Below are 17,132 nucleotides of genomic sequence, written 5' to 3'. Positions count from 1 at the left end.
GCACCCGACGACGCAGCCGAAACGCACAGGGTGCCCCCGGCGAAGAGGGCACCCTGCATCCAGCCAAGCCGAGCGCAGCGGCTACGCGTCGTAGTCGTCGTCGAGGCGCTCCTGCTCACGCTCCCGCTCGCGCGGCGGCGTCGGCTCGTCTTCACGACGCTGGCCGCGGCGGTTCTGGCCCGGCTCCTTGGCCTGGCCCATCTTGTCGCGAGCCTGCTGCTGCCACTGCTCGGCCTGGTCCTGGAACTTGTCCTTCATGCCCATGTGATTCACTCCCTGTGATGGGTGGGGGATGGGGCTCCCTCAGATTCACACGGGCCAACACGCTCTGCATGTCGATCAGTCACGCTGTGTAGCCCGCATCATCCGGGCCTCCTCGTCGGCCGCGCCGCCCGCGCCCACCAGCCCGGTCCGCATGCCCTCCAGCCGGTCCGCGAACCGCCGCATCTCCCGCTGCCCGACCGTCCCGATCACCGCCGGCAGATACCCGCGCACGCCCTGCATCCCGCGCAGCCACCACTGCCCGTACACATGGGCGGAGCGCCGCTCGATGCCGGCCACGATCCGGTCCACGGCCGGTCCCAGCGGGTACGTCTTGTTGGACGGCCACGGCAGCCGCTGCCTCAACTCCCGCATGACGTCCTCCTGATCGGCCCCGCGCACCATGTCCGTGTCGGTCCACGACAGATAGCCGACGCCGACCTTCACACCCCGGTACCCGACCTCCGCGCGCAGGCTGTGCGCGTACGCCTCCACACCCGACTTGGACGCGCAGTACGCGGTCATCATCGGCGCCGGCGTGATGGCGGCGAGGGAGGCGATCTGGAGCAGATAGCCGCGGCTCTCCATCAGCACCGGGAGGAACGCCCGCGCGGTCACCGCCGAACCGATCAGGTTGACCTCGATCACCCGCCGCCAGGCCTCCGGATCGGAGTCGGCGAACGGACCACCGGTCGCCACACCCGCGTTGGCGACCACGATGTCGACCTTCCCGAACCGCTCCTTGACCTCCCGGGCCACCCGGGCCATCGCCTCGTGGTCGGTGACGTCGGCGTGCCAGTGGTCGCTGTCGCTGTGCAGCCGCGCGGAGACGTCCTTGAGCGCGTCCGGTTCCAGCCCGACCAGCGCGACCTTCACCCCGCGCGCGGACAGCTTGCGCGCCAGCAGCTCACCGACGCCGCGCGCGGCCCCCGTGACGACCGCGACCTGCCCTTCGAGGCTCACCCTGCTCATGCGCCTTCCCTCACCTTCGCGTACGTCGTGACGAGTTCCCGTATCTTCCCGGTGACCAGCTCGGGCGCCTCCACGGGTGTCATGTGGCCGAGCCCGGGCAGCTCGGTGAGGCCGGCCGCCCGCGGGAGCGCGGCGACGAGCGCCCGCGCCTGCGCGGGTGGCGTGAGCCGGTCGTGCGAGCCGACGACGACCGCCGTGGGCGCGCTCAACTCCCGTACGCCGTGGTCGAGGTCGAGCACGTCGAGGACGCGCGCCCAGCTGTAGCGCACGGCGCGCGGGCAGGCGTGCACGACCCGAGCGCACGCCTCCACCATGTGCGGGGCGGAACCGGCGCCCATCGTGCCGTACTTGAGGACGCGCTTCGCCAGCCGCGTGACCGGCCCGAGAGGGGCGCGCGAGGCGAGAACGCGCCGCGTCAGCCAGGTGCGCAGCCGTCCCGGGCGCAGCGGTACGACGGTGGCGGCGGCGACCAGCTGCGAACTGCCCGTGCTGCACAGCAGGACGGCCGCCGTGTGCTCCCGCACCCGGGCGCGCCCGGCCGCCGCCATCACCGTCATGCCGCCCATGGAGTGGCCGGCGAGCACCGCCTTCTCACCGGGCGCGAGGGTCGAGGCGAGCACGGCTTCCAGGTCGTCGGCGAGGGCGTGGGTGCTGCACGCCGGGCTCGCGGGGCTGCGGCCGTGGCCGCGCTGATCGTAGGCGATGACCCGGTGGTCGGTGGCCAGGGCGCGGATCTGCGCGGCCCAGAACGCGGTAGAGCAGGCCCAGCCGTGGATGAGGACGACGGCAGGCGCGTTCTCCGGCCCGTGCACCTCGACGTGCAGCCGCGCGCCGTCGGCGGAGACGACGGTCAGCTCGTGCGCGGGCGCGGGCGGGGCGTAGGGGCCGGAGACGACGTGGAGGAGGCGGCTCATATGGCGGCCTCGGCGGTCTCGGCAGCCTTGGCCGGGGCGGCGCTGCCGGCGTCCTCGGAGGCGGCACCCTTGGCCGGCGCCCGCAGCACCTCGTACTCCATGAGGTCCACCCGCCGCGTCGCCCGCCGGAACTCGGACGTCGTGCCCGGCCAGATGGTGGTGTTGCGCCCGTTCGCGTCGAGATACCAGCTGGTGCAGCCGCCGGTGTTCCACACCGTGCGCTTCATCCGCTCCTGCACCCGCCGGTTCCAGGCGTTCACGGCGCTGGGACGCGCGTCGAGTGCGGCGCGCCCGCCGAGCACGCCGAGCTGCCGTACGAAGTCGGCCATGTAGTTCAGCTGGGACTCGATCATCAGGATCATCGAGGAGTTCCCCAGGCCGGTGTTGGGCCCGATGATCGTCATCCAGTTGGGGAACCCGGCCGCGGAGGCGCCGCGCAGGGCCTCCATGCCGCCCTTCCAGACCTCGGCGAGGGTCTTGCCCTCCGCGCCGACGACCCGCTCCGCGATCGGCATGTCGGTGACGTGGAACCCGGTGCCGAAGATGATCGCGTCGACCTCGGCCTCGCTGCCGTCCGCGGCGACGAGCGTCGAACCGCGCACCTCCTTGAGCCCGCTCGCGACGACGTCGACGTTCGGCCGGGCGAGCGCCGGATAGTACTCGCTGGACAGCAGGATCCGCTTGCAGCCGATGCGGTAGTCGGGGGTGAGCTTGACGCGCAGCGCCGGGTCCTTGATCGCTCGGGCCATGTTCCGCTTGGCCAGCTGCTCGACGAAGCCCAGCTCGCCCGGGTGCTTGGTGAACGCCTGGACCTGCAACTCCCGGATGCCCCACAGCAGTCCGCGCCGGGCCTGCGTGGTGAACGGCAGCTGCCGGTGCAGCCACCGCTCGGCACCGCTGATCGCGCGGTCCATCCGGGGCATCACCCACGGGGGCGTGCGCTGGAAGAGGGTCAGCCGGCCGACCTGCGGCTGGATGGCGGGCACGATCTGGATCGCCGAGGCGCCGGTGCCGACCATCGCGACCCGCTTGCCGCGCAGGTCGTAGTCGTGGTCCCAGCGGGCGGAGTGGAACACCTTGCCGGGGAAGGAGTCCAGGCCCGGAATCTCGGGGATCTTCGGGTCGGACAGCGGCCCGGTGGCGGAGACGACGATGTCGGCCGAGAGCCGCCCGGAGCTGGTCTCGATCTCCCAGCGAAGCTTCTGGGCGTCCCAGGTCATCATCTTCACCTCGGCGTTGAAGCGGAGGTGCGGTCGCAGCCGGAAGACGTCCGCGACATGCTCCAGGTAGGCGCGGATGTGCTGCTGCCCGGAGAAGGTGCGCGGCCAGTCGGGGTTGGGCGCGAAGGAGAACGAGTACAGGTGGGACGGCACGTCGCAGGCGCACCCCGGATAGCTGTTGTCCCGCCAGGTGCCGCCGACGCTGCCGGCGCGCTCCAGCACCACGAAGTCGGTGATGCCCTCCCGCCGCAGCCGCACGGCGGCCCCGAGCCCGCCGAACCCGGACCCGACCACCGCCACCCGCACATGCTCGTACTCGTGCTCGGCCATCCCGAAGCCTCCACGCATCGCTCGCGACCATGCCAGTGAACACTGGCGCAATGGGGAGACTAGAGGAGAGCCGTACTCACCGGTAGGGGTCGGAACGAGGAAAGTTACCGACGGTACGACTTAGGGTTCGAACGTGGCAGACAAGGCAGAGAAGCAGGCGGCGAAGCGCGAGTACCGCATGGAGGAACTGGCCCGCCTCGCCGGCATCACCGTGCGCACCCTGCGCTTCTACCGCGAACGCAAGCTGATCCCGCCACCCCGCCGCGAGGGCCGCATCGCCTGGTACGACGACCACCACCTGGCCCGCCTGCGCACCATCAGCGCCCTGCTGGAACGCGGCCACACCCTGAACGGCATCGCCGAACTCGCCGAGGCCTTCGACCACGGCCGCGACGTCGGCGACCTCCTCGGCCTCGGCGCCCCCACCGAGGAGACCCCGGTCCGCCTGACCCCCGAGGAACTCGCCGACCACTTCGCCGGCCAGGCCACCCCCGAGAACCTCGCCGCCGCCCTGGAACTCGGCTACCTCGGCACCGACGGCGACGAGATCGTCCACATCAGCCGCCGCCTGCTCGACGTCTCCTCCGCCCTCGTCCACGAGGGCATCCCCCTGGCCGAGGTCCTCGCCGCCGGCAAACACGTCCGCGAACACGCCGACGCCCTGGCCGACCTCTTCGCCGACCTGATCCTCCGCCACGCCGGGGAAACCGACATCGACCGCCTCCGCCCACTGGCCCGCAGCGTGATGGAGGCGGAACTGTCACTGGCACTGGACCGGCGACTGCGGAAACAGAACCAGAGCGGAAGCAGAGCAGAACCAGAGCAGGACTAGAGGTCGTAGACGATGGTGACCGGCGCGTGGTCCGACCAGCGCTCGGCATGCGTGGCGGCGCGCTCGACGTACCCCTTGACCGCCTTGGCCGCGAGGCCGGGGGTGGACACGTGGTAGTCGATCCGCCATCCGGTGTCGTTGTCGAAGGCCCGCCCCCGGTACGACCACCAGGTGTACGGGCCCTCGGTCTCCGGGTGCAGTGCCCGTACGACGTCGACGTAGCCGCCGGCCTCCGGGGTGAGGACCTGGGTGAGCCAGTCGCGTTCCTCCGGCAGGAAGCCGGAGTTCTTGGTGTTGCCGCGCCAGTTCTTGAGGTCGGCCTGCTGGTGGGCGATGTTCCAGTCGCCGCAGACGAGGACCTCACGGCCGTCGGCGGCGGAGCGTTCGCGCAGTTCCTTGAGGTAGGCCAGGAACTCGCCCATGAAGCGCAGCTTCTCGTCCTGCCGCTCGGTGCCGACCTCGCCGGAGGGGAGATAGAGGGAGGCGACGGTCACACCGGGCAGGTCGGCCTCGACGTAGCGCCCGCTGCGGTCGAGCTCGGACGACCCGAACCCCACCCGCACGCGGTCGGGTTCACGCCGGGTGTACAGGGAGACGCCCGCGCGCCCCTTCGCGGCGGCCGGGGCGTGCACCACGTGCCAGCCGTCCGGCGTCCGCACATGTTCGGGCAACTGCTGCGGCTCGGCGCGTACCTCCTGAAGGCACAGCACATCGGCGTCGGTACCGGCCAGCCACTCCACAAAGCCCTTCTTCGCGGCGGCGCGCAGCCCGTTCACGTTCACGGAGGTCACAGTGAGCACCCCGGCACGATACCGGCACACTGGACGAAGTCCAGATTGCCCTCTGCATAGAAGTACGATGCTTCACATGAATATACGCCGCGTCTCCTTCGATCATCCCGACGCCGTCAAGCTCAACGACGAGGTCCAGGCCGAGTACCACGAGCGCTACGGCGACGGCGGCGACGCCACCCCGCTCGACCCCGCCGACTTCGACCCCCCGAACGGCGTGTACTTCATCGCGTACGACGAGCTGGACCGGCCCGTGGCCACCGGCGGCTGGCGGCGCCAGGACCAGAACGACGAGGGCAACGAGGACGGCGACGCCGAGCTGAAGCGGATGTACGTGATCAGGGAGATGCGCGGCCTCGGCCTCGCCCGCCGCATGCTCGCCGCCCTGGAGGACGACGCCCGCGCGGCCGGCCGTACCCGCATGGTCCTGGAGACCGGCACCCAGCAGCCGGAGGCGATCGCCCTGTACACCTCCAGCGGCTACGAACCGTGCGCCAAGTTCGGCTACTACCGCTTCCACGAGGCGAGCCGCTGCTACGCGAAGACGCTGTGACGCGGACCACTTGAGGGCCAGTCACCTGGCCCTCGCCCGTCGCACAACACGATAGAGCCCCGCTGGAATCCCAGCGGGGCTCTATGCTGCGTGGACCTGAGGGGATTTGAACCCCTGGCCCCCTCGATGCGAACGAGGTGCGCTACCGGACTGCGCCACAGGCCCTTGCAACGAGTGAAACTTTAGCACCTCGATCGCCCTGCTCGGAAATCCGCTCCAGGTCGGGCGGGCTACTCGTTGGCCGCGCGGGGCCGGTCGCCGTCCTCGTACTGGTCGAACAGCGGCGTACGCCCCCGCTCCCGGGCCCGCCGCGCGGACGCGGCCCGCCGGGCGTCGCTGCGGCCGCCGCTCTCCGGCCGGTCCCCCTCGTGGTCCGCCGCACCGTCCCCGGGGTCCTCCTGGGGCGCCTCGGCGGTCAGCCGGGTCTCCTCCTCGCGGGCGACGGCACTCGACCGCGCCGAGCTCCAGGCGTCCGCCGCCCCGAGGTCGACATCGGCGGTGGCCCGGGGCGCGACCGGCGCGGTCACATAGGTCGGCAGCGGCACGGGTACCGGCTCCCAGCTGTCGCCGTGTCCCGGCCGCCGCTGCCGCTCCCGCTGCTGGTCGACCCACTCGGCGTGGTCGGTCTGCTCGACGAGCGCCCGCCGGTCGGCGGCGAGCGCGGACAGGCCGGCGTCGGCCTCCGGCTCGGGTCCCTCGTCGGGTGCGTCGGTGTCGGCGGGGGCGGCGGCGGGCTGCCGGCGCGACTGGCGCACCCGCTCCCGCAGCCGCTGGGCGGCGACCTCCGCGCGGCGGCGGTCCATCTGGTAGGCGAACCGGCGGCGTTCCTGGGCGCGCAGGTACGCGATGTACGCACTGAGCAGCACCGCGGGCACGCCGGGCGCCCACAGGAAAGTGAGTCCTCCGACGGCGGCGACGACCGAGCCGAGCGTGAACGCGAGGAAGAGCATCACGGTGGTGCGCCGTCGGCGCGCGAGGACCTTCGAGCGCCGGGCCCGTGCCGCTGCCGCCTCCGCGCCGGGCGCGCGCCGGGCGGCGGGCACCTGCTTGCCCGCCTCGGGTGCGGGTGCCGATCCGCGGGACGAGGGCCCGTCCACCGCGATCCCGGCCATGCCTCCGGCCGCGTCCGCGGCCGTGTCCGCCGGTGCGGACGTCCGTGCGTGTGCCGGTTCCGCGCGTTCCGCGCCGCGTGCCGGCGCGGGCACCTGGGTCTGGGGGCGGGTCGGGGGCACGGCGAAGGCCCGGACGTCCACCGAGTCGGTGACGGCGTCCGGGTCGCTCAGGACGGGCTCCTCCTCGTCGGCGGAGCGCGCCCGCAGGTCCTTGGCGTATCGGCGCTCCATCCCGGCCCGTCCGGACAGCAACCGGATGGCTGTGCTGAAGCGTTCCGTCGGACGGGCCTCATTCAGCTCGTCCTGCCTACGGAGCCACATCGGCACCAAGTAGGCGGCCCAGGCCCCGACGATGACTGCGTAGATGAGGCCGCTGCTGCTCACGCCTCACACGGTAGAGGGGTTTGCGTGAGGCCATCCGCCAATTGAGCCGGTGTGTCGCACGATCTGGCTGATATTTCGAGCTTTTTTTGTGATCGATGCGATCAACGGGGCCCCGCGAACGTCAATTCGGCGTTCCGGAGCCGTCACCCATCGATCGAATTCGAACGTTTATTCAATTTCAAGCCCGATTTCCCTGACCGCCCTGCACACGGGTGCGCCGCCACCGGTTCACCAGGCCGTCGGGCACTTCCTCCGCGGTGAGCGCGAAGACCAGGTGGTCCCGCCAGGCGCCGTCGATGTGGAGATAACGGGGCCGCAGCCCCTCCTCCCGGAATCCGAGTTTCTCCACGACGCGGCGGCTGGGCCCGTTCTCCGGGCGAATGCAGACCTCGACCCGGTGCAGTCCGACGGTCCGGAAACAGTGGTCCACGACGAGCGCCACGGCGGTGGGCATCACTCCGCGGCCGGCCACCGCCTCGTCCACCCAGTAGCCGACGTGCCCGGAGCACATCGAGCCCCAGGTGATCCCGGCGACGGTCAACTGCCCGACCAGCCGCCCCTGGTACTCGATGACGAAGGGCAGCATCCGGCCCGCGTTCGCCTCGTTCCGCAGATGGCGGACCATCTGCCGGTAGGTCGGCCGGTGCGTGACCGGCCCGCCGGGCGCGGGCGGCGGAATGGTCGCCTCCCAGGGGCGCAGCCAGTCACGGTTGCGCCGGTTGACCTCGCGCCAGGCCCGCTGGTCGCGCAGCTTTATCGGCCGGAGGACGACATCGCCCTCCGAGAGCTCGACGGGCCAGGATGCGCTGTTCAGCTCGCACCCCCATGGCCGGGTCTGGGGTGGTCACCGCCGCGGATCTGGTCGACGGCGTGCATCAGCAGGGGTTCGAGGACGGCCAGTCCGTCGCGCACGCCGCCGGTCGAACCGGGCAGGTTCACGATCAGTGTGCCGCCCGCCACTCCGGCCAGGCCCCGGGAGAGCACCGCGGTCGGCACCTTGTCCCTGCCGTACGCGCGGATCGCCTCGGCGATGCCCGGCACCTCCCGGTCGAGCACCGCGCGGGTGGCCTCCGGGGTGCGGTCGGTGGGCGAGATGCCGGTGCCGCCGGTGGTGACGATCACGTCGTACCCGGCGTCGACGGCGGCGCGCAGCGCGGCCTCCACGGGATCGCCGTCGGGGACGACCCGGGGGCCGTCGACGGCGAACCCGAAGGCCTTGAGGCCGTCGGCGATCAGCGGGCCGCCCTTGTCCTCGTAGACGCCCGCGGCGGCGCGGTTGGAGGCCGTGACGACCAGCGCCCGGTACGGCGGGACGTCGTTGCTCATGCCCTGCTCCAGTCGCCCGACTTGCCGCCCGTCTTCTCCTCCACCCGTACGTCCGTGATGACCGCCCCCTTGTCGACCGCCTTGACCATGTCGATCACGGTGAGCGCGGCGACGGAGACCGCGGTGAGGGCCTCCATCTCGACGCCCGTGCGGTCCGTCGTCCTCACCGTGGCGGTGATCTCCACGGCGTCGTCCGCGACCGACAGGTCCAGTGTCACACCGGACACCGACAACGGGTGGCACAGCGGGATCAGGTCGGGGGTGCGCTTGGCGCCCATGATTCCCGCGATCCGCGCGGTGGCGAGGGCGTCGCCCTTGGGGACCCCTTCGCCGCGCAGCAGCTCGACCACACGCGGGGAGACGAGGACGCGTCCGCCGGCACGCGCGGTCCGCGCGGTCACGTCCTTGCCGGACACGTCGACCATGCGGGCGGCGCCCGCGTCGTCGATGTGCGTCAGTCGGTCCTGCTCAGGGGCTCGTCCGGGGGTCTCCCCCCGGGAAGGCACAGTCATGGTGTGGCGCTCCCGGTCCGGGCCCGTCGCGGTGCGGCGCACGGGCCTGTTGTGCGCGACACGGTACCTCCAACGCCGGGCGCTCAGCCGAGCAGGACCACCTCGACGTCGGTGCCGGGCTCTACGGACTCCAGGTCCTCGGGGACGACGATCAGCGCGTCCGCGTGGGCGAGGGCCGCGACCAGGTGGGATCCGGTGCCGCCGACCGGGGTCACCGCGCCGTCGGCGTACCTCGCCCGCAGGAACTGTCTGCGGCCCTTCGGCGAGGTCAGCGGCTTGTCCACGGTGAGGGTGGCGCGGGTCCGCGGCCGGTGCACGTCATCGAGGCCCATGAGGGTGCGGATCGCGGGGCGGACGAACAGTTCGAAGGAGACGTAGGACGACACCGGGTTGCCGGGCAGGGCCAGCAGCGGGGTGTGGTCGGGGCCGATGGAGCCGAAGCCCTGGGGCTTGCCGGGCTGCATGGCGAGCTTGCGGAACTCGATGCCGCTGCCGGGCTCGTCCTCGTCGCCGACGTGCGACAGCGCCTCCTTGACGACGTCGTACGCCCCGACGCTGACGCCGCCCGTGGTCACCATCAGGTCCGCGCGGACGAGCTGGTCCTCGACGGCGGTGCGCAGCGTCTCCGCGTCGTCGGCGACGGCGCCCACGCGGTAGGCGATCGCGCCGGCGTCGCGCGCGGCGGCGGTGAGCGCGAAGCTGTTGGAGTCGTAGATCTGTCCGCTCGCCAGTTCCTCGTCGGGCTGGACGAGTTCGCTGCCGGTGGACATCACGACCACGCGCGGGCGCGGGCGCACGCGTACGGTGCCGCGGCCGATGGCGGCGAGCAGTGCGATCTGCGGCGGGCCGAGGACGGTGCCGGCCTCCAGGGCGCGGTCGCCTGCCTTCACGTCGCTGCCCGTCGCGCGGACGTGCGCGCGTGCCTCGCACGGCCGGTACACGCGCACCTGCCCGGTGGCGCCCTCCGGGGCGAGGCTGCGGGCGCGCATCCCGGTGACCGGGCCCTCGCCGAGGCCGCCGTCGGTCCACTCCACGGGGATCACCGCCTCGGCGCCGGGCGGCAGCGGGGCGCCCGTCATGATCCGGGCGGCCTGGCCGGGGCCCACCTGGAGCAGGCCGGCCTGGCCCGCCGCGACATCCCCCACGACGTCCAGCGCGGCGGGGAACTCCTCGCTCGCGCCCGCGACATCCGCGACCCGTACCGCGTACCCGTCCATGGAGCTGTTGTCGAACGGCGGCAGGGAGACCGGCACCGTGACGTCGTCGACCAGGACGCAGCCCTGGGCGTCGAGCAGGTTCAGCTCGATGGGTTCGAGGGGGCGGACGGTCGCGAGGATGTCCTCCAGGTGTTCGTCCACCGACCAGAGGTGGTCCTGACCGGTGGCGTGGGGCGCGGCGGTGCTCAAGGTGGCTACATCTCCTCGGTGACGTAACTGCGAAGCCAGGTCCGGAAGTCCGGTCCCAGGTCTTCACGTTCGCACGCGAGTCTGACAATGGCACGCAGGTAGTCGCCACGATCGCCGGTGTCATAGCGGCGGCCCTCGAAGACGACGCCGTGCACCGGGCCGCCGACCTTCTCGTCCTGGGCGAGCTGCTGGAGCGCGTCGGTCAGCTGGATCTCGCCGCCGCGGCCCGGCTCGGTCTTGCGCAGTATGTCGAAGATGTGCGCGTCGAGGACGTAGCGGCCGATGACGGCGTAGTTCGACGGGGCGTCGGCCACGTCGGGCTTCTCGACCAGCCCGGTCACCTTGACGACGTCGCCTTCCGCGGTGGCCTCGACGGCGGCGCAGCCGTAGAGGTGGACCTGCTCGGGAGCGACCTCCATGAGCGCGATGACGCTGCCGCCGTGCCGCTCCCGGATGTCGATCATCCGCTTGAGCAGCGGGTCGCGGGGGTCGATCAGGTCGTCACCGAGGAGGACGGCGAAGGGTTCGTCGCCGACGTGCGGGGCGGCGCACAGGACGGCGTGGCCGAGGCCCTTGGGGTCGCCCTGGCGGACGTAGTGCATCGTCGCGAGGTCGCTCGACTGCTGCACCTTGGCGAGCCGTTCGGCGTCGCCCTTCTTCTCGAGCGCGGACTCCAGTTCGTAGTTGCGGTCGAAGTGGTCCTCAAGGGGACGCTTGTTGCGACCCGTGATCATGAGGACGTCGTCGAGGCCCGCCGACACGGCCTCCTCGACCACGTACTGGATCGCCGGCTTGTCCACAACCGGCAGCATCTCCTTGGGAGTGGCCTTGGTCGCCGGCAGGAACCGGGTACCGAGACCGGCTGCGGGAATGACAGCCTTGCTGATCCTGGGGTGCGACTGAGTCATGCCCGCCACCATATCCGGTGCCTTGGTAGGGAATCTGGGACTCCGGCTAATTGGCGCTCATATGAGCACATTGGAACAGGATGGGGTGACAGATGAGCCACATGGGACCTGCCGCGGAGCCTGACAAGCGATCGTTGCGACGAGGGTTCATCGCCGTGAGGAACAGGTTGACGGCGGATGACGTGCGGGAATCCGCGGTGGCGTTGGCCGGCCGGGCGCTGGAGCTGCCCGAGCTGGCGCATGCGCGCACGGTGGCGGCGTACGTGTCCGTGGGGAGCGAACCGGGCACGCGCGCGCTGCTGGACGCGCTGCGCGCGCGGGGCGTGCGCGTCCTGCTGCCCGCCCTGCTGCCCGACAACGATCTGGACTGGGGCGTGTACGCCGGCGAGGGCTCGCTCGCCCAGGTTCAACACGGCGGGCGGATGGCGCTCTTGGAGCCCGTCGGCGACCGCCTCGGCGTGGACGCGGTGACCGCCGCCGACGTGGTGCTGCTGCCCGGCCTCGCGGTCGACGCGCGCGGCATGCGGCTGGGGCGCGGCGGGGGGTCGTACGACCGTGTCCTCGCCCGGCTGGAGCGCGCGGACGCGCGTCCGGCGCTGGTGGTGCTGCTGTACGACTCGGAGGTCGTCGAGCACGTCCCGGAGGAGGCGCACGACCGGCCGGTGCAGGCGGTGGTGACGCCGTCGGGCGTGCGCCGCTTCGGGAGCGGGTGAAGCGGGGGATGTGAGAGCGGGCATGTGAAAGGGGTCCTCCACGCGCGCGTGGAGGACCCCTTTCACGAGTGTGCCGTCAGCGGCTCACGGCTTCAGGACGAGGGTGTCACTCGTGCTCTTGTCGACCGCCTTCTCGGAGAAGGACCACGGCAGCAGCTCGCCCTTGACCCACTTGCTCGTCTGGTCGGTGTAGTGGGCGCTGTAGGCGTGCCCGGAGGCGCCGCTGAGGTTGATCCACCGCGACTTGTCGAGGTCGCCGAGGTTGACCACCATCCGCATCGACGGCACCCAGACGACGCCGTAGCCGCCGGCGGCGTTCCAGCCGGTGGCGTTGACCGTGGCCTCGCCGCCGCTGAGCTTCCAGGGACCGCGGTTGAGGGCGTACTGGAGGAAACCGGGGCCCTCGGTGCCGAGGGTCTGGTTCTTCAGGAACAGGCGGTGCAGCCGGCCCCAGCTCCAGGTGTCGATGTCCTTGCCGAGCTTCGCGGTCAGCTCCCAGCGGGCGTCGATCATGGCGCGCTTGAACAGCTCGTCGCGGTTGTCCGCGTCGGGGCGCGTGCCCGCCTCGGGCGCCTTCCACCAGTCGCTGTCCTGGTCGTCCATCAGGGTGCGGACCACCTCGAACCAGCGGTCGCCGCCGTCCGGCTGGGCCTGGTCGGCGTCGCGCTGGCCGCACTCGCGCACCCGGCGGTCGTCGTCGACGGGTCCGGTGGTGTCGACCGGCTCGACCCACAGGCACTGGCCCTTGACGCGCAGTTCCTTGGGCAGCTTGTTGCCGAAGGAGAGCTTCAGGACATTGCGCCAGACGGCGTTGAAGTAGGCGGCGGCCGCGGAGTCGGCGTCCTGGGTGTAGTCCCAGCCCTCCAGCAGCTTCTGCGCCTCGCGGACGTCCTTGTCGCCCACGTCGATCTTCAGCAGCGTCGGCACCAGCAGCTTGGCGATCTCGCTGCTGTTGTCCATCTGCATCTGGCGCATGTCCTCGGTGGACACCTTGCCGTCGCCCTTGATCTTCGACTCGATCAGGTCGGTGATCCGCTGGCTGCGGGTGCCGTAGCCCCAGTCCGTGGTGAGCGTGTAGGGGTAGTCCTTGCCGACCACGGCCTGGTTGGCGGTGACGATGTAGCCGCGCTTCGGGTCGTACTCGTACGGCAGCTCGTCCTGGTCGATGTAGCCGGTCCAGCGGTACTTCGCGTCCCAGCCGGGCGCGGGGATGGAACCGTCGTGGCCCTTCGCGCGGGTGGGGATCCGGCCGGGCAGGGTGTAGCCGATGTGGTTCTCGGTGTCGGCGTAGACGAGGTTCTGCGAGGGCACCTCGAACAGGGCGGCCGCCGCGCGGAAGTCGTTCCAGTCGGCCGCCTTGTCCATCTCGAAGACGGCGTCCATGGTCCGGCCCGCGTCGAGCGCGGTCCAGCGCAGCGCGATGCCGTAGCCGTCGCCCCGGTCGGGGGCGGCTGTGTCGACGGTGGCCTTCTTGCCGGCCTTCACGAGTTCGTCGTCGCGGTCGGACAGCAGCGGTCCGTTGTTGGTCTCCCGGACGATGATGTCCTTGGACTTGCCGCCGGCGACCTTGATGGTCTCCACGCGGCTCTCGAAGGGGACCACCTTGCCGTCGTACAGGTAACCGTCGCCGGTGAGCTTCTCCAGGTAGAGGTCGGTGACGTCGACGCCGGAGTTGGTCAGGCCCCAGGCGATGTCCTGGTTGTGGCCGATTATGACGCCCGGCATGCCCGCGAAGGTGTAGCCGGAGACGTCGAACTGGCAGGTCCGGGAGACGGTCCGGCAGTGCAGGCCCATCTGGTACCAGACGGACGGCAGCGACGGCGACAGGTGCGGGTCGTTGGCCAGCAGCGGCTGACCGGTGATCGTGTGCGCGCCGCCGACGACCCAGGAGTTGGAGCCGATGCCGTTGCCGTTCACGCCGACGGCCGCGGGGAGGTCGTCCAGGACCTCGTAGAGGCCGGACAGCTGGGTCTGGAGCGCGCCCGAGGCCGCGTTCGGGTCGGTGCCCGCGGCGGTGCCGGCACCGGTACCGGTTCCGGTGCCCGTGCCGGTGCCCGCGGTGCCTCCGGTGGAGGTGCCGGTGCCGGTGCCGTCGGTGGACGTGCCCGCGCCGGGGCCCTGCTCGAACGTCTGGGTCAGCTCGTCGTACTGGCCCTCCTGGACGATCGCCCGGTTGCGGCTGTACGGGTACTGCGGGTACAGGTCGGCGATCTGCTTCGGGCCGAGACGGCTGGTCATCAGGGCGCGGTCGATCTCGTCCTGCATGTTGCCGCGCAGGTCCCAGGCCATCGCCTTCAGCCAGGAGACCGAGTCGACCGGGGTCCACTCCTGCGGCTTGTAGTCGTTGCTGAAGCCGAGGGCGGCGTACTCCAGCGAGATCTCCTTGCCTTCCTTGCCCTTGAGGTAGGCGTTGACCCCCTTGGCGTAGGCCTGGAGGTACTTCTTGGTGGAGTCCGACAGCTTGGTGTCGTACTCCTCCTTCGCGATCCGCTCCCAGCCCAGGGTGCGCAGGAACTCGTCGTTGTCGACCTGGCTCTTGCCGAACATCTCGGACAGGCGCCCGGCGGTCATGTGCCGGCGTACGTCCATCTCGTAGAACCGGTCCTGCGCCTGGACGTAGCCCTGCGCCATGAACAGGTCCTCGTCGGAGGAGGCGTAGATCTGCGGGATTCCGTAGCCGTCCCGCTTCACGTCGACGGGCCCGGACAGGCCGTCGAGCGTGAGTGAACCCTTTGTCTGCGGGAACGAGGCACGGACGGTGCTGACGGTCCAGTACGACCCGTAGGCGACGCCGCCGATGATGGCCAGCACCAGCACGAGCACGATCAGACGGGCTTTGCGCCCCTTTTTCCTGCCGGACTTGCCGGGCTTCTGACCCGTTGAGGCGGTGGTGTTGGGGGGCATCGCTGTCCTTGCTGTCCTAACGCGAGCGGCAGGCGGTCCTGGAGTGCTGGAGCAACCATAGGCGCAGGGCCCCCTCCGCCTTGACGCGGAGTCGGGAACCAGCGCGCACGGACGTTCGATCTTGCCTGGGCGAACGTCAAGAAATCGTCAAGAGTTAGGTAAGGTAACGAAGTAGTTGGTGCGGAGTGGGCTCGACTCCGTGTCGGATATGTACAAGAGCGTGCACGCGCGCGTGGAGCGCGTGGACCAGGGAAGGGAACGGCCGCTGACTGTCCACCACCTCAACCAGCTCCTGCTCGTCTGCTCGCTCGTCCTGCTCATCGCCGTCGCAGCGGTCCGGATCTCCTCGCGCAGCGGGCTCCCAAGCCTGCTCGTGTACCTGGGCATCGGCGTCCTCATGGGCCAGGACGGGATCGGCGACATCCACTTCGACAACGCCGAACTGACCCAGGTCATCGGATACGCGGCCCTCGTCGTGATCCTGGCCGAAGGCGGTCTCGGCACGAAGTGGAAGGAGATCAAGCCGGCCCTGCCGGCCGCCTCCGCGCTGGCGCTGGTCGGGGTCGCGGTGAGCGTGGGGGTCACCGCGGCGGCGGCCCATCTGCTGACCGGCCTGGAATGGCGCCAGGCACTCATCATCGGGGCGGTCGTCTCCTCGACCGACGCGGCGGCCGTCTTCTCCGTCCTGCGGAAAATCCCCCTGCCCGCGCGCGTGACGGGCACTTTGGAGGCCGAGTCCGGCTTCAACGACGCCCCGGTCGTCATCCTGGTCGTCGCGTTCTCCACGGCCGGCCAGGTCGAGCACTGGTCCGTCCTGATCACGCAGATAGCCGGAGAGCTGGCCATCGGCGCGGCCATCGGGCTCGCGGTGGGCTGGCTGGGCGCCTGGGGCCTGCGGCACGTGGCGCTGCCCGCCTCCGGCCTGTACCCGATCGCCGTCATGGCGATCGCCGTCGCGGCGTACGCGGCGGGCGCGCTCGCCCACGGCAGCGGCTTCCTCGCCGTCTACCTCGCCTCGATGGTGATGGGCAACGCGCGACTGCCGCACTGGCCCGCCACGCGCGGGTTCGCCGACGGCCTCGGCTGGCTCGCCCAGATCGGCATGTTCGTGCTGCTCGGCCTGCTGGTCACGCCGTCCGAGCTGGGCGACGACATCGTGCCCGCGCTGCTCATCGGCCTGGCGCTGACCATGGTGGCGCGCCCGCTGAGCGTCGCGGTCTGCCTGACACCGTTCCGGGTGCCCCGGGCGGAGCAGACCCTGATGTCCTGGGCCGGGCTGCGCGGCGCCGTGCCCATCATCCTGGCGACCATCCCCATGGTGAACGGCGTCGAGGGCAGCCGCCGCATCTTCAACATCGTCTTCGTGCTGGTCGTCGTCTACACCCTCGTCCAGGGGCCGACGCTGCCCTGGCTCGCGCGCAAGCTGCGCCTCGGCGACGGCTCCGAGGCCGCCGACCTCGGCATCGAGTCGGCGCCCCTGGAGCGGCTGCGCGGGCATCTGCTGTCCGTCGCGATCCCCAAGGGGTCGAGGATGAACGGCGTCGAGGTCGCCGAGCTGCGGCTGCCCGCCGGGGCCGCCGTCACCCTCGTCGTGCGGGAGGGGAAGTCGTTCGTACCGCTCCCGACGACCGTGCTGCGGCGCGGTGACGAGCTGCTGGTGATCGCCACCGATCCGGTCCGGGACGCCGCGGAGCGGCGCCTGCGCGCGGTGGGCCGGGGCGGCAAGCTGGCCGGCTGGCTGGGGACGGACGGCAACGGGACGTAAGGGACCATGCCGAGTGCGATGGGCTGCAACGGGTGCAACGGACGGCAACGGACGCAATCAACCGCAACGGGACGTAGGGGTGCGCCGAGCGCTGTCACGTCCCGCCGCATTTCACAGGTGGCGACCCTGATGGTGCCCCTTTTCACAGGTGCAACGCGCGTAGATGCCTGTACCATAAAGGCGAACCAGACTTGATCGAACCAACTCTGCCTGACGCAGAGCTGGCGCG

General features: G+C 71.1%; 16 protein-coding genes and 1 tRNA gene. 4 read left to right on the top strand and 13 right to left on the bottom strand.

Annotated features, from left to right (window positions below):
* Positions 1–81: 81 nt before the first annotated feature.
* The 4 genes from ACSU6L_RS21640 to ACSU6L_RS21625 form a co-directional block, all read right to left on the bottom strand.
* Positions 82–264 carry a hypothetical protein gene (locus tag ACSU6L_RS21640; RefSeq protein ID WP_073941445.1) on the bottom strand — a complete coding sequence of 61 codons (183 nt, stop codon included), beginning with the start codon at positions 262–264 and terminating at the stop codon, positions 82–84.
* A gap of 75 nt (positions 265–339) precedes the next feature.
* Complete coding sequence (locus ACSU6L_RS21635; protein ID WP_437059155.1) at positions 340–1,233, bottom strand: SDR family oxidoreductase; 894 nt, start codon at positions 1,231–1,233, stop codon at positions 340–342.
* Positions 1,230–2,147, bottom strand: coding sequence for an alpha/beta fold hydrolase (locus ACSU6L_RS21630; protein WP_437059153.1), 918 nt, complete (start codon positions 2,145–2,147; stop codon positions 1,230–1,232). Before ACSU6L_RS21630 ends, ACSU6L_RS21635 begins: the two co-directional genes overlap by 4 nt.
* Positions 2,144–3,697, bottom strand: a complete 1,554-nt coding sequence (locus tag ACSU6L_RS21625; protein ID WP_437059151.1) for a flavin-containing monooxygenase — start codon at positions 3,695–3,697, stop codon at positions 2,144–2,146. The genes ACSU6L_RS21630 and ACSU6L_RS21625 overlap by 4 nt, the downstream gene beginning before the upstream one ends.
* A 178-nt stretch (positions 3,698–3,875) precedes the next feature.
* Here ACSU6L_RS21625 and ACSU6L_RS21620 point away from each other — a divergent pair, with 178 nt between their 5' ends.
* Entirely contained in the window at positions 3,876–4,529 is a 654-nt protein-coding gene (locus ACSU6L_RS21620; protein WP_437064999.1) for a MerR family transcriptional regulator, read from the top strand.
* Here ACSU6L_RS21620 and ACSU6L_RS21615 read toward each other — a convergent pair.
* A complete protein-coding gene (locus tag ACSU6L_RS21615; protein ID WP_437059149.1) occupies positions 4,526–5,329 on the bottom strand; it encodes an exodeoxyribonuclease III in 804 nt (267 codons plus the stop codon). The two genes, ACSU6L_RS21620 and ACSU6L_RS21615, sit on opposite strands and share 4 nt — an antisense overlap.
* Positions 5,330–5,396: 67 nt before the next feature.
* Between ACSU6L_RS21615 and ACSU6L_RS21610 the strand changes: the two genes are divergently transcribed.
* Positions 5,397–5,873: a GNAT family N-acetyltransferase gene (locus ACSU6L_RS21610; RefSeq protein WP_437059147.1), complete on the top strand. Its 477-nt coding sequence runs from the start codon at positions 5,397–5,399 to the stop codon at positions 5,871–5,873.
* Between the two features lie 91 nt (positions 5,874–5,964).
* Here the strand turns inward: ACSU6L_RS21610 and ACSU6L_RS21605 are convergent.
* From ACSU6L_RS21605 to galU, 7 genes are all read right to left on the bottom strand, one after another.
* Positions 5,965–6,038, bottom strand: a tRNA-Ala gene (locus ACSU6L_RS21605).
* Between the two features lie 65 nt (positions 6,039–6,103).
* Entirely contained in the window at positions 6,104–7,369 is a 1,266-nt protein-coding gene (gene sepX / locus ACSU6L_RS21600; protein WP_437059145.1) for a divisome protein SepX/GlpR, read from the bottom strand.
* 178 nt (positions 7,370–7,547) lie between these two features.
* On the bottom strand, positions 7,548–8,183 hold the full coding sequence (locus tag ACSU6L_RS21595; protein ID WP_437064998.1) for a GNAT family N-acetyltransferase: 636 nt from the start codon (positions 8,181–8,183) through the stop codon (positions 7,548–7,550).
* On the bottom strand, positions 8,180–8,695 hold the full coding sequence (locus tag ACSU6L_RS21590) for a MogA/MoaB family molybdenum cofactor biosynthesis protein (protein WP_437059143.1): 516 nt from the start codon (positions 8,693–8,695) through the stop codon (positions 8,180–8,182). Before ACSU6L_RS21590 ends, ACSU6L_RS21595 begins: the two co-directional genes overlap by 4 nt.
* Positions 8,692–9,207: a cyclic pyranopterin monophosphate synthase MoaC gene (gene moaC / locus ACSU6L_RS21585; RefSeq protein ID WP_437059141.1), complete on the bottom strand. Its 516-nt coding sequence runs from the start codon at positions 9,205–9,207 to the stop codon at positions 8,692–8,694. Before moaC ends, ACSU6L_RS21590 begins: the two co-directional genes overlap by 4 nt.
* A gap of 83 nt (positions 9,208–9,290) precedes the next feature.
* Positions 9,291–10,613: a molybdotransferase-like divisome protein Glp gene (gene glp, locus ACSU6L_RS21580; protein WP_437059139.1), complete on the bottom strand. Its 1,323-nt coding sequence runs from the start codon at positions 10,611–10,613 to the stop codon at positions 9,291–9,293.
* A gap of 5 nt (positions 10,614–10,618) precedes the next feature.
* Entirely contained in the window at positions 10,619–11,521 is a 903-nt protein-coding gene (gene galU, locus ACSU6L_RS21575) for a UTP--glucose-1-phosphate uridylyltransferase GalU (protein ID WP_437059137.1), read from the bottom strand.
* 92 nt (positions 11,522–11,613) lie between these two features.
* On the opposite strand from galU, the gene ACSU6L_RS21570 reads away from it, so the two are divergent.
* A complete protein-coding gene (locus ACSU6L_RS21570) occupies positions 11,614–12,234 on the top strand; it encodes a 5-formyltetrahydrofolate cyclo-ligase (protein ID WP_437059135.1) in 621 nt (206 codons plus the stop codon).
* An 84-nt stretch (positions 12,235–12,318) separates the two neighbouring features.
* On the opposite strand, the gene ACSU6L_RS21565 is transcribed toward ACSU6L_RS21570, so the two are convergent.
* On the bottom strand, positions 12,319–15,138 hold the full coding sequence (locus ACSU6L_RS21565; protein ID WP_437059133.1) for a penicillin acylase family protein: 2,820 nt from the start codon (positions 15,136–15,138) through the stop codon (positions 12,319–12,321).
* A gap of 208 nt (positions 15,139–15,346) precedes the next feature.
* On the opposite strand from ACSU6L_RS21565, the gene ACSU6L_RS21560 reads away from it, so the two are divergent.
* Positions 15,347–16,903, top strand: coding sequence for a potassium/proton antiporter (locus ACSU6L_RS21560; protein WP_437059131.1), 1,557 nt, complete (start codon positions 15,347–15,349; stop codon positions 16,901–16,903).
* Positions 16,904–17,132 lie beyond the last annotated feature (229 nt).

This window comes from Streptomyces sp. enrichment culture (assembly GCF_964272855.1).
Taxonomy (GTDB): Bacteria; Actinomycetota; Actinomycetes; order Streptomycetales; family Streptomycetaceae; genus Streptomyces.
Note: the sequence above shows the minus strand (reverse complement) of the source record. Positions and strands in the feature narration are given on the sequence as shown.